Source organism: Streptomyces purpurascens, assembly GCF_045040895.1.
Lineage (GTDB): Bacteria > Actinomycetota > Actinomycetes > Streptomycetales > Streptomycetaceae > Streptomyces > Streptomyces purpurascens.
Genome location: NZ_CP108341.1, coordinates 7,416,005 through 7,431,184, shown reverse-complemented (window position 1 = coordinate 7,431,184; position 15,180 = coordinate 7,416,005). Strand labels below are relative to the sequence as shown.

Sequence of the window (15,180 nt, the reverse complement as noted above, 5' to 3'; positions counted from 1 at the left end):
TCGGGGGGTGTCGCACCCGCGTCCCCAGTTGTGCCGCACTCCGCGAGAGGCCACCGCCGCCGCGCCTTCCGTCCGCTCACGCCCGTAGCGGAAAACCGTTACCGGCGGGCGGTGCGGGCGGGCTATCGTCCGCCCCGTGAGCTGATCTCTCCCGCGGTGTCGCGGACACCGCAGACGCGCAACGAACTCGTTTTGTCGTGCCCGTTCCACAGGGAGAGATCATCATGCACATCGTCCTGGGCACCACCCCTGACGACACACTCGCGGCCTTCGCCGCACGGGCGGCCGAGGATCCCGGAGTCGTAGGTCTGGTCCTCAGCGGCTCCCGGGTCCACGAGGGCATGCCGACGGTCCACTCCGACTACGACCTGCATGTGATCCTCCGGGACCGGCAGGCCTCGGAACTCGCCGGGCTGGACTGGTTCCGCTCGGCCCACCTCGACCTCGTGGTCATCCCGCTGGCGGAGTTCCGCACCCGCGGCATGCCCGGCCGCCCCGACCACTTCGCGCGCTACTCCTACGTCCACGCAGAGGTGCTGCTCGACCGGCTCGACGGGGCCATCGCCCGGATCCTCGACGAGAAGCGGAGGCTGGGTGCCGAAGAGGCCCGGGCCGCGGTCGACGGATGGCTCGACGCCTACGTCAACCAGACCTACCGCTCCCTGAAGAGCTACCGCGACGGCCACCCGGCCATGGGTCACCTGGACGCCGCCGAGTCCGTCCCGCACGCCCTGGAAGTGCTCTTCGCCCTGCACCGCCGGGTGCGGCCCTACAACAAGTACCTGCGGTGGGAGCTGGAGCGGAGCCCGCTGGGCGACCGGCGGTGGGGCGCGGACCGGCTGCTGCCCGTCGTGGAACGCCTGCTCGCCGACGGCGACCCGGACACGCAGCGCGCGCTCTTCACCGACCTCGAGGAGGCGGCGCGGAAGGCCGGGCACGGCGAGGTCCTCGACTCCTGGGGCGCGGACCTGGAGCTGCTGCGTCACTCCTGACGCCGGGGCGTCTCCCACTGTTTTCCCGACTTCCCTTGCGTACCACGGGTGTTGCCCCCGAACCTGAGCACCGTTCACCTTCTCTCCCCCCCCACCTCCCCGACCGGAGACACCCCCATGAAGAGACTGATCGGCACGCTCATGGCCGCCGCCCTGGCCGTCACGGGTCTTGCCACCACCGCCGCGACACCCGCCGTCGCCGCGGACTCCGGCTCCTTCAACGTCCTCACCTACAACGTCGCGGGCCTTCCCGAGGGCCTGAGCTCCGGCAACCCGGAGAAGAACACCCCGCTGATCTCCCCTCGCCTCGGGGCGTACGACATCGTCAATGTGCAGGAGGACTTCAACTACCACGCGGCCCTCTACGCGGGCGACGACCACGCCCACCGCACGGCGACCAGCGGCGGAGTCCCCTTCGGCGACGGCCTCAACACCCTCTCGGACCAGCCCTTCGAGGACTTCCAGCGGGTGAAGTGGAACAACTGCACCGGCACCAACTGCCTCACCCCCAAGGGCTTCTCGCTGGCGCGGGTACGGCTCGCCGAGGGCGTCTTCGTGGACCTCTACAACGTGCACACGAACGCGGACGACTCCGCCGACGCGCTCGCCGCCCGCCGGGCCAACGTCGAGCAGCTCTCCGACTTCATCCAGGCGAACTCCGCGGGCAACGCGGTGATCGTCATGGGCGACACGAACACGCGGTACACGCGCTCCGGCGACAACATCCGCACGCTCCTGAGCGAGAACGGCCTCACCGACGCGTGGGTCCAGCGGGTGAAGGGCGGGACGCCCCCGGCCCAGGGCAGTGACGCGCTGGTCTGCCCCACGACGGCGCCCACCGACGAATGCGAGGTCGTGGACAAGGTCCTCTACCGCGGCAGCAAGCTGCTCAGCCTCGACGCGACCCGCTACGGCAACGAGTGGGCGTCCTTCCTCGACTCGGCCGGCGCCAACCTCTCCGACCACTTCCCGCACACGGTCGACTTCTCCTACACGCTCAACTCGTCCCTGCGCGCGAGCGACTTCTTCGGCGGCCCGCACGGCACGGCCTTCAACGACGCGGACGACCTGCCGGCGACCCCGGCTCCCCGCACGCTGACCCTGCGCGGCAGCGCCCGCCTGGACGCGGTGTCCCTGACCCACGACGGCGGTACGACCGTGACCCACGGCGGCACGGGCGGCACCGCGACGTCCCTGACCCTGGCGGCGGGCGAGCACCTGACCTCCGTGAAGCTGACGCAGGGCCAGAAGGACGGCCGTACCCGCCTGTTCTCGGCGGCGTTCACGACCGACAAGGGCCGCACCCTGTCCACCGGTACGGCCACGTCCGACGCGAAGACCTTCACGGCCCCGTCCGGCTGGCAGATCGTGGGCTTCACCGGCCGCGCGGGAGTCGAAGTCGACAAGCTGGGGGTCGTGTACGCGCCGATCCGCTGACGCCCGTACCACGCCCTTCCCTCTCAGATGCGTGGGTGAGCTGCACGATGTCCTCGGACGAGGACATCGTGCCCACCCCTGAGCGGATCGGCCATCGTCCTCAGGCGGTGACGCCCTCGGCGATGCGCCTGCTCAGTTCCCCGGCCGTCAGGCCGCCCGGCTCCCGGCCCTGGGACACGCTCTCCCGGGCGGCGTGCTGAAGGGCCGCGTTCACCGGGGTGGGGACGCCGTGCTCCCGGCCGAGCAGCACGATCTCGCCGTTGAGGTAGTCCGTCTCGATCGATCCCGCGCCCCGTGCCAGGCTCTGCCAGGACGAGCCGCGAGTGGGATCGCCGGCGATCGGCTGCGGGTCGACCGTCCCGCTGCGCAGCTCGGTGATCTCGGCCCCGCTCGCGCAGGCGATGCCCGCGGCGTCGAGGACCGCGGCGCCCTCGGCCTTCGCCCGGGCGACCAGGTCCTTCGCTGCGGCGTCCGAGGCCGAGCCGCACACGGCCTCGACCACGTTGGCGAGGTTGCCGAGGAGTTTGCCGTACTTCCAGCGCATCACGTCCGTCACCACCGGAGCCAGGAAGTGGGCCTTCTCCAGGTCGTCCGCGATCCGCCGGGCGGTCTCGTCCGAGCCCGTCCCGTACCGGCCGATGACCAGGGCGCCGGTGTACGGGCCGCAGGGCGCGACGACCTCACCGGGGTTCAGATAGGTGCTGGGCAGGACGACGCACATGCCGTACACCTCGTGGAAGCGGCGCAGTGCCAGGCGCTCGTTCTCCACTCCGTTCTGGGCGCACACCAGCGGCAGGCGTTCGCCCGCCGAGCCCCCGCCCGCCACCGGCCGTGCGGCCCAGGCGTCCAGGGCGGCCATGCTGTCCTGGGTCTTGACGGCGAGGACGAGCACGTCGTCCTCGCGCAGTTCGACGTCCTCGGGGCCTGCCACGACGGGCACGTCGAGGGTGAGCGTGCCGGTGGGGACTCTGAGCCGCAGCCCCTTGTCGCGCAGCGCCTCGAAGTGTGCGCCGCGGGCGACCAGGACGACGGACCGGCCGCTTTCGTGCAACCGCCCCCCGATCGAACCGCCGATGGCTCCGGACCCGATGAAGATGTAGCGCATTCCGCTCCCTGGTTCTCCGCTTCAGGCGCCGTACAGGTCGGCACACGGTCGTACAGGGCATACGACTCGAAGCGGGTTCGAACTGCTGTCAGTCGAGGGCCGCGTGGTCGTCTTCGCCGTGGTGTCCCGTCCACCGCACCCCCGTGGCGTACCACCGGGCGAGTTCCTGTGCCCGCCGCTCGATTTCATGATCGTCGGCACCGGTCAGGACGTAACCCGCCACGTACACACCGGACTTCACTCCCCCTTGGTACGCCGTTCCCACCGTACCCCGCAGGCGTTCCTCCACCACGAAAGGCGGGGGATCCGCGGGCAGGGCCGCGAGCGTGCCCCGCTCGGGATAGAAGACGACCCAGCCCGCGCTCCGTCCGGGCGCGACGCCGTGCATCCCGGCATCGATCGGACCCTGGGGGACGACCTGGGCCCTGAACCACTGCTCGTCGAGGTCGAAACCGGTGGCGGCGCGGATGGCGGGGGCGGTCAGCGCGCCGCCGGTCCGGCTGCCGATCTCGCACAGCACGAGGCGGTCGTCGGGCGTGTGGAAGACCTCCAGGTGGAAGGTGGTGCACTCGGGCGTGGGCAGCGCGTCGAGGACCTTGCGCGCACAGCCGATGAGCCGGTCCGTCATCGGGTCGTCGCGGGTGAGCTGCGCCGAGCCCAGGTAGGTGCCGTCGCGGAAGGACAGGCAGTCGTTGAGGTAGCGCGAGACGAACGTGGCCACCGGCGCGCCCGCCACCACCAGCCCGTCCACCACGTACATCGGGCCCTCCACGAACCGCTCCACCTGGGCGTGTTCGGGCAGGCCCGCGGCGAGGAGCCGGGTCAGATCCTCGGGGCCGCGCAGCACCTGGGTGGCGGTGGAACCGGAGCCGAAGGCCGGTTTCACCACCACGGGGTAGCCGTGCTCGCGGACGAAGCCGAAGAGGTCGAAGGCGACGCGCACCGGGGCGAACTCCGGTATCTCCAGGCCAGTTTGGCGCACCAGGTTCTTCATGTGGACCTTGTCGCGGAACGCGAGGGCGCTGGCGAAGTCCTGGCCCGGCACGCCGAGCAGCTCCCGCAGCCGCGCGGCGCGCAGCAGGTCGCCCTCCATGCGGGCGAGCACCACGCTGGGCGGCATGCGCTCGGCGAGGTCGAGGGCCGCCCGCTCCGCGTGGCCACCCCGGTGGTAGCCGGGGACGGAAAGGGCACCCGGAACATGCCGGTACTGCGGGAATTTGGCCTCGGAGACCAGAAGATGCGGCCGTACACCCGTATCGCCGGCCCACTTGTCGTACGGAGTGTCCGCATAGTCGCTGTCCACAAAAGCCAGAACACTCCGTTCTGCTCCGGTTTTCATCAGCACCTCCCAGGGCTCCTCAAAAAGCACGCACCCGGCCGCGCGCGGCCTCAAGGCTAGAGGTGTGTGCCCAGCTCAGGCCCGTCCTGGCACATACCTTCGCTTTACCTCGGAAAGATTGTTCTGCTCATTCTGGCCGCGAGATCCACACGTGATCGGCCCCTGGTACCGGGCGTCACCACGCGGTGGTCAAAAGAAGCAGAAGGAGTTTTCCGAGGTAAATCCACAGTGCACGCAGAACCATGTCCCGCCCCGGGCCCCTGTTTTAGTGTCCGTCTCGATCCAAAGCACCTCGCCTGCAAGGACACCGGAGACCTGCTATATGGGCGGAACACGCCGTACGCTCCGTCTGGGAGCCTTCCTGCTGACCCCTGGCTACCACGTGGCCTCCTGGCGGCACCCCACGGCCCGCGCGGACGGTGGCCTGGACTTCGCCCACTACCGCGAGCTCCTGCACACCGCCGAGCGCGGCAAGTTCGACATGTTCTTCGTCGCCGACGGGGTGGGCATCCGCACCCCGTACCGCAACGCCGACGAGCTGAGCCGCTGGGGCCGCTTCCTCCAGTTCGACCCGCTGACGCTGCTGTCCGCCCTGGCCGTGCACACCACGCACATCGGTCTCGCGGCGACCGCGTCGACGACCTACAACGAACCGTTCCACATCGCGCGGAAGTTCGCCTCGATCGACCACCTCAGCGCCGGCCGGGCCGCCTGGAACATCGTCACCTCGGTGACGGACGCCGAGGCGAGGAACTTCAACCGCGACTCCCAGCCCGACCACGGGTCGCGCTATCACCGGGCCAGGGAGTTCATGGAGGTCGTCACCGGCCTGTGGGACAGCTGGGACGACGACGCGTTCGGGTACGACAAGGAGTCCGGGCGCTACTTCGAGCCCGAGGGCATGCACGTCCTGGACCACAAGGGCGAGCACTTCTCGGTGCGCGGACCGCTCAACGTGGCCCGCCCGCCCCAGGGTTACCCCGTACTCATCCAGGCGGGCGCCTCCGCGGACGGCCAGGACTTCGCCGCCCGCTGGGCCGAGGTGGTGTTCACCGCCGCCCAGACCCTGGACGAGGCCCGGACGTTCTACCGCGGCATGAAGCGGCAGGCCGCCGCCTACGGGCGCGACCCCGGCCAGATGAAGGTGATGCCCGGCCTCTTCCCGGTGGTCGGCCGCACCCGCGCGGAGGCCGAGGACAAGTACGCCGTACTGCAGGAGCTGGTCGACCCGGTCGTCGGACTGGGGCTGCTCACCCAGCTCCTCGGCGACGTCGACATCTCGGGCAGCCCGCTGGACGGGCCGCTGCCCGAACTGCCGACCACCGAGGGCAGCACGAGCCGCCAGCAGCTCGTCTACGACAAGGCGCGCCGCGAGGGCCTGACGATCAAGGAGCTGTACCGGTCCCTGACCGGCGGCCGCGGGCACCGCATCGTCATCGGCACCCCCCAGGACGTCGCCGACCTGATGGAGGAGTGGTTCACCGGGGAGGCCGCCGACGGCTTCAACGTCATGCCGCCGGTGCTTCCCGAGGGCCTGGACGACTTCGTCGACCTCGTGGTGCCCGAACTGCAGCGCCGGGGCCTGTTCCGCACCGAGTACGAGAGCACCACCCTGCGCGGAAACCTCGGCATCGACCGGCCCGCCCGGGGTGCCGCCGCCGAACTCCCGCTCAGCACCGGCCCGTCACGAGTCCAGGAGTGAGCACACCTCATGCCGTCCTTCGGTAGAACCCTCAGCGAGATTCCCCCCTCCCCGCTGGTGACCGTCGACCGGCTGCTGCGCGACGGCGCGCACGCCGAACCGGTGCCGCTGCAGCAGGGCAAGACCGTCTTCGAGCCGTGCGCGCGGCCGGGCACCTGGGAGCGCGCGGAGTTCGGGATCGCGGCCCACGAGCACGCGCCGCCCGCCGGAGTCCCCGCGCTGCGCTCGGCGTTCGCCGACGTGGCGAGCCGACGCCGGGGCACCGCTGTCGACCCCGGGCAGGTCCTGGTCACGAGCGGCGCCACCCACGCCATCGCGGTGACCCTGCACGCGATCCTGAGCCCGGGCGACGAGGTCCTCATCCTGTCCCCGCAGTGGCTGTTCGCGACCGGCCTGGTGTGGGCGGCCGGCGGGACGCCGCGCGAGGTGCCGGTCTTCCTGGAGCTGAGCGAGGACCCCGCCTTCGACTTCATCGCGGCGATCGAGCGGGCCGTGGGGCCGCGCACCCGGGCGATCTACTTCAACAACCCCAACAATCCGACGGGCTTCCGCCTGGACGAGCGGGCCCTGGGCGCGCTCGCCGAGCTGGCCGCACGGCACGATCTGTGGCTGATCGCCGACAACGCCTACGAGAACTACGACTTCGGCGACGGCGGCTTCCTCGACACGGCGACCGTCCCCGGCGCGGCCGAGCGCACCTTCTCGGTGCACAGTTGCAGCAAGACGTACGCGATGCCCGGCGCCCGCGTGGGCCATCTGATCTCGCCGCCCGGCGCGGAGGAGATCCTCACCAAGTGGTCGCTGCACACGCTGTACTCGGTCTCCACGGCCGCGCAGTACACCGCGTTCCGGGCGCTGGCCACTCCCGCCGACGAACTCGCACGGCGCCGGGCGGCGGCGGAGCGGGCGTGGCGACTCGCCGACGCCGCACTGGAGATCCCGCACACCCGCGTCGCGGGCGGGCTCTACACGTTCCTCGACCTGGGCCGGTACGGCGACGGCGCGGAGTTCGTGCGCCGCTGCGCCGAGGCGGGGGTCGGACTCGCACCGGGCCAGGTGTTCGGCGGTCACTGCGACGGCTGGGCCCGGCTCTGCTTCACCGCGGCACCCGAAGAGGCGGTCGCGGACGCCATCGGCCGTATCAACAAGATCTACTGGGAGGGCGGCCTTGACCGTTGACACCACCGTGGCCAGGCCGGCGGCGGCTTCCGCGCTGGCTCCGTATCTGCACCGGTACGACAGCCCGGCACAGCTCGGACTCAAGATCAACGCGTATCGGGGCTACGAGGTGGAAGGCCTCGCCGAGGCGCTGCGCGCACCGGACCTGCACGGCGCCCCCGTCGAATGCGTGATGGTCGGCGACTCGTACTTCATGACGCACCTGGGCCGCGGCGGCACCACGCTGTCCGGCGCCGACGAGCAGGAGTGGGGCCTCGCGACCCTGACCGGCCTGGTGGCCGAGATGCGCAAGGCACTGGACACCGAGTTCCCCGCGGACAGACGGCCGTTCCTGCTGGCCGACCTGCCGGACGGGACGACCCGGAGCACCGCCGCGGCCCGGGCCGCCGCCGACCGGTTCGCCGCGGCCGGCGCGGACGCGGTCAAGATCGAGGTGGCGGGCGAGGGCGAGTTCGACTGCATCGAGGCGGTGGCCGCGACCGGCACACCCACCCTGGCGCACCTCGGGTACACCCCGCAGAGCGGCGGCCTGACCCGGCACGGCGACGCCCTGGACGGCGCGCTGGCGCTCTTCGCACAGGCCCGCCGGGCCCGGGACGCGGGCGGCTGCGGACTGATCGTCGAGATGGTCAGCGAGGCCGTGAACCAGACGCTGAGCCGGCCGCACCCCGAAGGTCTGCCGCTGTACTCGGTGTTCAGCGGCCGGGCCCGCTGGGGCGGCCAGAGCCTGAACCTGTGGGACGCCGTCGTACGCCCCGTGCCCGGCGGCCGGTACTTCCCGCCGACCCCGGTGATCGACGCGGCCGAGGTGCCCGACCGCTACACCCCGGAGCTGATCGCCGACCGCATGCGCGAGCTGCTGCGGCTCAGCCTCGCCGGCTGGTTCCCGCTCTCCCCGCGCACCGCGATGACCCCCCGTGAGACGGCCGAGATCACCGGCATCGACCCTTGGAGTGCCTCATGACCACCGCCGAACCGGTCACCGTGGAACCGGCCGCCCCCGGGGCGGACACGGCTGTCTTCGACGAGCTCGAATCGGCTGTACGCACCTACTGCCGGCGCTTCCCCGCCGTCTTCACGCGGGCGGCCGGACACCGCATGTGGGACGCGGACGGCCGTGAGTACATCGACTTCCTGTCGGGCGCCGGCGCGCTGAACTACGGGCACAACCCGCCCGAGGTGCGCGCCGCCCTGATCGACTACCTGCTGGCCGACGGCCCGGTCCACGGCCTCGATCTGCACACCGGCGCCAAGGCCGCCTTCCTGCACCGCTTCCGCGAGGTGGTGCTCGCTCCGCGCGGCCTCGACCACCGGGTGCAGTTCACCGGGCCGACCGGCACCAACGCGGTCGAGGCGGCGTTCAAGACGGCCCGCCGGGTCACCGGACGCACCGACATCGTCGCCTTCACCGGCGGCTTCCACGGCCTGTCGCTCGGCGCGCTCGCCGCGTCCGCCACCTCGTTCAAGCGTGGCGCGGCCGGGGTGCCGCTCGGCCACGTCACGCGGATGCCGTACGAGGGCTACGCGGGCGACGACGTCGACACCATCGACTACCTCACGCGGCTGCTCGACGACCCGGGCAGCGGCATCGACCTGCCCGCGGCCTTCGTGGTGGAGACCGTGCAGGGCGAGGGCGGCCTCACGGCGGCGAGCGCGCCCTGGCTGCGCAGGCTCGCCGAAGTGGCGCGCGAGCGGGGCATCCTGCTGATCGTCGACGACATCCAGGCCGGGTGCGGGCGCACCGGCACCTTCTTCAGCTTCGAAGAGGCGGGCATCGTCCCCGACCTGATCTGCCTGTCCAAGTCCATCAGCGGCTTCGGCCTGCCCATGGCCCTCGTTCTGGTCCGCCCCGAGTTCGACCAGCTGGGCCCCGGCGAGCACAGCGGCACCTTCCGCGGCAACAACCTCGCCTTCGTCACCGCCACGGCCTGCCTGGACCGCTGGGCGGAGCCGGAGTTCGCCGCGCGGGTGCGGCGCAACGCCGCCGCGCTGGAGGCCCGGCTCGACGAACTGGCGGCCGAGTTCGCGCACCTCGGCTGCACCGTGCTCGGCCGCGGCCTGATCCGCGGGCTCGGCTTCACCGACCCGGCGCTCGCGGACCGGGTGTCGCGGGCCGCCTTCACGCGCGGACTCCTGGTGGAGACGTCCGGCGCCCGCGGCCAGGTCCTCAAGATCATGCCGCCGATCGTGACGGAAGCCGAGGAGCTGGCGCCCGGCCTCGCCCTCCTGGCCGACGCCATCGCTTCGGCCGCCCAAGACGACGTATCCGAAGGGGACCTTGCGTGAGCATCGCCGAGCACGAGCAGACCATCGAGGGCGACCACGAGCACGGCATCGACGAGAGCGTGCTGCGCCGGATCGCCGACTCCTGGCCGCGGCGCGCCACCATCCGCACCGACCTGGACCGGATCTCGGAGCCGGAGGAGTACGACGAGCGGCTGCCGGACTACCCGGAGCATCTGCTGCCGTTCGCCGAGCACCCGCTGTACCTCGAGGCCACGCCCGAGCAGCGCCAGAAGGTCCTCACCATGGCCTGGCTGGTCTACAACGAGCGGGTCATCGCGGCCGAGGAGTACGTCGCCAACCCGACCTTCGCCATGATCATGCACGGCGCCTTCCCCGGTGCCGACGGCGTCCACCTCAAGCGCGCCGTCCAGCAGACGCACGTGGACGAGGTCTGGCACACGTACATGCACATGATCGCGATGCAGCGCACCCGCGAGATCCGGCAGGTCACGGACGAGCCCTCCTATCCGCACACGGTCACCTACCGCCGCCTCCTGGAGGCCGAAGCGAAGCTGCCGGAGCGCTGGGAGCGCGACCTGCTGAAGCTGGTGTGGACGACCGTCTCGGAGATCAGCGTCAACGCCTATCTGGAACTGCTCTCCCGCGACAAGACCGTTCAGCCGCTGCACTCCCTCGTGCCCCGGCTGCACGCCCGCGACGAGTCGGCGCACTCCTCCGTCATGGTCGAGGTCGCCAAGGCGCTGTACGTGCACATGAACGCCGAACAGCGCCGTGCCTTCGCCGACTCGCTGCCCAAGGCGCTGCACGCCTTCGTGGAGCAGGACTTCGCGGTGTGGCCCGGCATTCTGCGGGCGGCGGGCTTCGAGCAGGCCGACGAGATCGTCGAGGACTGCCGCCGCCAGGCCGGCACCGGCCTGCTGGTGCGCGACTTCTCCGGGGTACGGCGCATCGTGCGCGAGATGGAGCTCGAGGACCAGGTCGACTTCGACTTCGGGGCCGAGTGACGTGAAGCTCACCGCGGGCGGCCGCCGGCTCGCCGTCGCCGCGCTCGTCCAGTCGCTCGGCATCGGCCTGTTCATGGCGAGCTCCATGGCGTACTTCACCCGGCAGGTGGACCTCTCGGCGAACCAGGTGGCCTCCGGGCTCGCCCTCGCCGGTGTCGTGGCCCTCGGGATCTCGCTGCTCGGCGGAGTCCTCGCCGACCGGTACGGGGCGCGGCGGGTGCTCGCCTCCGTGTACCTGGGGCGGGGGGTGTGCTGTGTGGCGTACGTCTTCGTCACGGACTTCTGGCAGTTCATGGTGGTGACGCTGTGCGCGGTGGCGTGCGACCGGGCGGGGCCTCCGGTGCTCCAGGCGCTGGTCGCCGTGGCCGTGCCCGAGCGCCAGGAGCGCACCCGGCTGCTCGCCGTGGTCAATGTGGTCCGCAACTGCGGGCTCGGGGTCGGCGCGATGGCGGCCGGTGTCGCGCTCGTCAGCGACACCCAGGCCGCCTACCGGATCACGCTGGTCACCATCGGGCTCGCCTTCCTGGGCGGTGCGGTGCTGGTGCTGCGGGTGCCCGGGCCGGCCGCGCCGACAGCCGAGGCCGCCCCGGCCGAGTCCGGGGAACGGCCGGTCAAGGGCCGGGTGCTGCCCGACGGGCGCTATCTGGCGCTGACCGGGCTCAACTTCCTGCTGTTCTTCTTCGACACGATGCTGCTCGTCGCGATGCCCGTGTGGGTCCTGGAGCACACGGACGCCCCGCGGGTCACCGTGTCCGTGCTGTTCACGCTGAACACCCTGCTCGTCGTGGTGCTGCAGATCCCGGTCAGCAAACTGGCGACCGGCCAGCGGCGCACCACCCGGATGCTGACGTGGACGGGTGCCGTGCTCGCGGTGAGCAGCCTGTGCTTCGCCGCGTCCGGCTCCGTCGCGGGCGTCCTCGCGGTGGCGTGGCTGGTCACCGCCGTGGTGCTGCTGTCCCTGGCCGAGGTGATCGCCAACTCCGCGGTGTGGGACCTGTCCATCGCCCTGGCCCCGGAGGAGCAGCGCGGACGCTATCTGTCCGTCTTCAACCTGAGTGTGGCCGGACAGCGGGTCCTCGGCCCCGTGATGGTCACCTCACTGCTGCTCAGTGCCGGTCCGCTCGGCTGGGTGGTGGCCGCGGGGGTGCTCGTGGTGGCGGGCGGCGCGGCCGAGCGGGTCGCCCGCGCGGCCGGGGAGCGGATGCGCGCCAAGGTGCCCGTCGATGCCTGAACTGCCCGTCCTGGTCTGCGCGTCCGTCGCGGTGTTCCTCGGCGCGCTGGTCCAGGGCAGCGTGGGTGTGGGCCTCGCCCTGGTGTCGGCGCCGGTGGTGCAGATCGCCGCGCCGCGTCTCATGCCGGGGTCGCTGCTCCTGGTCGCCGCCGTCCTGGCCGTGCTCGGAGCGGCCCGGGAGATCTCCCACACCGACTGGCACGGCGTCTCCTGGGCGCTGGCCGGCCGGATCGCGGGCACGGCGGCGGCTTCGTACGTGATCCTCGTGGTCTCGGGGCCGACGCTCGACCTGCTCTCGGCGGGCATCACGCTGGGCGTCGTCTCGCTTCTCGCCGCCGACCCGGCCCGACTGCCCCGGAACCGGGGCACGCTGCTCGCCTCCGGCGCCGTGGCGGGCCTCACCGGGACGACGTCGTCCATCGGCGGGCCGTTCATCGCGCTCGTCTACCACCGGGAGCCCGGGCCCACGGTCCGCGGCACCCTCGGGGTCTTCTTCACGGCCGGGGCGCTGCTCTCGCTCGGCTCCCTCACCGCCGTCGGCCGCCTGCCCCGCGAGCAACTGGTCTTCGGGGCGCTGCTGTTGCCCGCGGTGGTGGCCGGATTCGCGCTGTCGGGGCCGGTCCGGCGGCATGTGGACGGCGGCCGGATGCGCGGCGCAGTGCTCGCCCTCGCGGTGGTCGCCGCGCTCGTCCTGATCGTCCGGGGGCTGGTCGCCACCGGCACGCCATGAGCGCGTCCGCCGGACGCGCGAGCACACGTACCGAGAAAGGAACGGATCATGCGGGTGGGATTTGCGGGACTGGGGTCCATGGGCGGCGGGATGTGCCGCCGGCTCGCGGAGCGCGGGTTCGACGTGGTCGCGTACGACGTCGACACGAGTGCCGCGGCGGCGGCCGGAGCGCACCCGGGCGTGCGGACGGCGGCGGGCGTCGCGGACCTGGCCGCGCCGGTGGTGGTCACCATGCTCCCCGACGGCGCGGCCGTGCGGCAGGTGGCCGATGAGCTGCTGCCACACCTCGCCGCCGGCTCCCTGATCGTCGACACGGGTTCCTCGGCACCCGGCGACACCCTGGCCCTCGGCACCGCGGCCGCCGCGTACGGGGTGTCCGTGGTGGACGCGCCGGTCTCCGGCTCCCCGGCCGCCGCGCGGGCGGGTGAGCTGACGCTGATGGCCGCGGGTGCCCCCGGGGACGTGGAGCGGGCGGAGCGGGTGCTCGGCGCGCTCGGCAAGGTGTACCGGGTGGGTCCGGCGGGCGCGGGACACGCGCTGAAGGCGCTCAACAACCTGCTCTCCGCGGTCAATCTCGCCGCGGTAGCCGAAGTCATGCTCGCCGGGCGGGCGTTCGGCCTCGAGCCCGCGGCGATGCTGGAGGTGATCAACGCCTCCACCGGCCGCAACCACGCCTCGCAGACCAAGATCCCCGACCATGTGCTGTCCGGTACCTTCGACTCGGGCTTCGCGCTGCGCCTGATGCTCAAGGACATCCGCATCGGCACGTCGTTGCTCGACTCCGCGGGCGGCCCCGCCGCCTTCGGCCACGCCTGCCAGGAGCTGTGGGAGAAGGCGCACGAAGAGCTGCCGGCAGGCGCCGACAACGTCGAGGTCGTGCGCTGGCTGGAGAACGTATCGGGACGGGAGTTGCGCGCATGACGCAGGAGAACGCACCGCGGATCGCGGTCATCGGCGGCCAGGTCGCCGCCCTCGAGAAGGCACGGCAGGCCGGCTTCGACATCGTCTGGGTGCACGGGCCGCACGAACTCGACCGGTCGGGCCTGGAGCTGGTGGCCGAGGCCCACCTCACGGACTACCGCGACCCGCGGGCCGTCGCCGACCTCCTCGCCGCCGTACACCGGCACCGGCCGCTGGCCCGGGTCGTCTCGATGATCGAGGACGGCCTGGAGTCGGCGGCGGCCGCGACAACGGCGCTCGGCCTGCCCGGCACCGGCCTCGGCACCGTCCGCGTGCTGCAGGACAAGCTGGCCTTCCGGGAACTGCTCGCCGACCGCGGCATCGAAGGGGTCGCCGCCCGGCTGGGGCACGACGAGGCCGACATCCGCGCCTTCGTCGCCGAGTTCGGACCCACGGTGATCAAGCCCCGGTACGGATCCGGCAGCCTCGGCGTTCGGCTGGTGCACGGCCCTGACGCGGTCTCGGAAGTGGCGGCCTGGGCAGCGGAGTTCGGGCTGCACACGTTCGTGATGGAGGAGTATCTGCGGGGCCCCGAGTTCAGCGTGGAGGCGTTCAGCTTCGCGGGCGAGCACGTGGTCGTCGCGTACACGGCCAAGGAGAAGCTGGACTCGTTCGTCGAGGTCGGGCACGTGCAGCCAGCGGGCATCGACGCGGACGCCACGGCCCGGATCGAGTCGCTGGTCACCAGGATGCTGGATGCCGTGGGCATCGAGGACGGCCCCTCGCACACCGAGGTGATCCTCACCCCCGACGGCCCCCGCCTGGTGGAGTCCCACAACCGGCGCGGTGGCGACCGGATCGCCGATCTGGTCGACGAGGTGTACGGGACCGACATCGACGCGCTGGCCTTCCTCTGGTACGCGGGCCGCACCGCGCCCATCACGCCGGGCCCGGCCAGGGGCGGCGGCGCCATCCGCTTCCTGACCGCCGAGCCGGGCGTCGTCGAGTCCGTCACCGGAGCCGACGAGGTGCGCGCCGATCCGCGCGTGGTGGCCCTGCAGCTCTCCGTCGAGCCCGGTGCCACGGTGGCCCCCATCGCCTGGTCGTACGACAGGTCCGGGCTGCTCATCGTGCGCGGCGAGTCGGCCGAGGACGCGCGCGCCCGGGCCCATGCACTGGCCGCCCGGATCACCATCAAGACCCGGCCCGACACGGAGCCGGGCGCTCCCCGCTCCATCGCGGCCGTGGCCCCCCGGCCCGAACGGCTGCTCGGCACCAGGACCTCGAGTCCCGAGAAGTCAGAGAGGTAACCCC

At 72.0% G+C, this 15,180-nt stretch carries 13 protein-coding genes; 11 read left to right on the top strand and 2 right to left on the bottom strand.

Annotated features, from left to right (window positions below):
• The first annotated feature begins 224 nt into the window (after nt 1-224).
• Both OHU35_RS33800 and OHU35_RS33795 read left to right on the top strand, forming a co-directional pair.
• Nucleotides 225-992 (top strand): hypothetical protein, encoded by a 768-nt coding sequence (locus OHU35_RS33800; RefSeq protein ID WP_359888210.1) that lies wholly within the window; start codon nt 225-227, stop codon nt 990-992.
• Nucleotides 993-1,109: 117 nt separating this feature from the next.
• On the top strand, nt 1,110-2,429 hold the full coding sequence (locus tag OHU35_RS33795) for a jacalin-like lectin (protein WP_405508024.1): 1,320 nt from the start codon (nt 1,110-1,112) through the stop codon (nt 2,427-2,429).
• A 100-nt stretch (nt 2,430-2,529) separates the two neighbouring features.
• Here the strand turns inward: OHU35_RS33795 and OHU35_RS33790 are convergent, their stop codons facing one another.
• Together OHU35_RS33790 and OHU35_RS33785 are read right to left on the bottom strand one after the other, a co-directional pair.
• Nucleotides 2,530-3,534 (bottom strand): ketopantoate reductase family protein, encoded by a 1,005-nt coding sequence (locus tag OHU35_RS33790; RefSeq protein WP_405508023.1) that lies wholly within the window; start codon nt 3,532-3,534, stop codon nt 2,530-2,532.
• 88 nt (nt 3,535-3,622) lie between these two features.
• Complete coding sequence (locus OHU35_RS33785) at nt 3,623-4,837, bottom strand: acetyl-CoA carboxylase biotin carboxylase subunit family protein (RefSeq protein ID WP_405508022.1); 1,215 nt, start codon at nt 4,835-4,837, stop codon at nt 3,623-3,625.
• A 358-nt stretch (nt 4,838-5,195) separates the two neighbouring features.
• Here OHU35_RS33785 and OHU35_RS33780 point away from each other — a divergent pair, with 358 nt between their 5' ends.
• From OHU35_RS33780 to OHU35_RS33740, 9 genes are read left to right on the top strand one after another with little or no spacing between them, the layout of a single operon-like run.
• Nucleotides 5,196-6,575 (top strand): LLM class flavin-dependent oxidoreductase, encoded by a 1,380-nt coding sequence (locus OHU35_RS33780; RefSeq protein WP_189721433.1) that lies wholly within the window; start codon nt 5,196-5,198, stop codon nt 6,573-6,575.
• A gap of 9 nt (nt 6,576-6,584) precedes the next feature.
• Nucleotides 6,585-7,754 carry a pyridoxal phosphate-dependent aminotransferase gene (locus tag OHU35_RS33775; protein ID WP_189721434.1) on the top strand — a complete coding sequence of 390 codons (1,170 nt, stop codon included), beginning with the start codon at nt 6,585-6,587 and terminating at the stop codon, nt 7,752-7,754.
• The gene (locus tag OHU35_RS33770; RefSeq protein ID WP_189721435.1) at nt 7,744-8,718 is read left to right on the top strand and encodes a 3-methyl-2-oxobutanoate hydroxymethyltransferase; all 975 of its coding nucleotides are present in this window, start codon (nt 7,744-7,746) and stop codon (nt 8,716-8,718) included. The genes OHU35_RS33775 and OHU35_RS33770 overlap by 11 nt, the downstream gene beginning before the upstream one ends.
• The gene (gene ectB / locus OHU35_RS33765) at nt 8,715-10,040 is read left to right on the top strand and encodes a diaminobutyrate--2-oxoglutarate transaminase (protein ID WP_189721436.1); all 1,326 of its coding nucleotides are present in this window, start codon (nt 8,715-8,717) and stop codon (nt 10,038-10,040) included. The genes OHU35_RS33770 and ectB overlap by 4 nt, the downstream gene beginning before the upstream one ends.
• The gene (locus OHU35_RS33760; RefSeq protein ID WP_229872757.1) at nt 10,037-11,005 is read left to right on the top strand and encodes a diiron oxygenase; all 969 of its coding nucleotides are present in this window, start codon (nt 10,037-10,039) and stop codon (nt 11,003-11,005) included. The genes ectB and OHU35_RS33760 overlap by 4 nt, the downstream gene beginning before the upstream one ends.
• 1 nt (nt 11,006) lies before the next feature.
• Nucleotides 11,007-12,236 carry an MFS transporter gene (locus OHU35_RS33755; protein WP_189721437.1) on the top strand — a complete coding sequence of 410 codons (1,230 nt, stop codon included), beginning with the start codon at nt 11,007-11,009 and terminating at the stop codon, nt 12,234-12,236.
• Nucleotides 12,229-12,966 (top strand): TSUP family transporter, encoded by a 738-nt coding sequence (locus OHU35_RS33750; RefSeq protein WP_184588971.1) that lies wholly within the window; start codon nt 12,229-12,231, stop codon nt 12,964-12,966. Before OHU35_RS33755 ends, OHU35_RS33750 begins: the two co-directional genes overlap by 8 nt.
• A 48-nt stretch (nt 12,967-13,014) precedes the next feature.
• Nucleotides 13,015-13,887 carry an NAD(P)-dependent oxidoreductase gene (locus tag OHU35_RS33745; RefSeq protein ID WP_405508018.1) on the top strand — a complete coding sequence of 291 codons (873 nt, stop codon included), beginning with the start codon at nt 13,015-13,017 and terminating at the stop codon, nt 13,885-13,887.
• A complete protein-coding gene (locus OHU35_RS33740; RefSeq protein WP_405508016.1) occupies nt 13,884-15,176 on the top strand; it encodes an ATP-grasp domain-containing protein in 1,293 nt (430 codons plus the stop codon). The genes OHU35_RS33745 and OHU35_RS33740 overlap by 4 nt, the downstream gene beginning before the upstream one ends.
• Nucleotides 15,177-15,180: the final 4 nt, after the last annotated feature.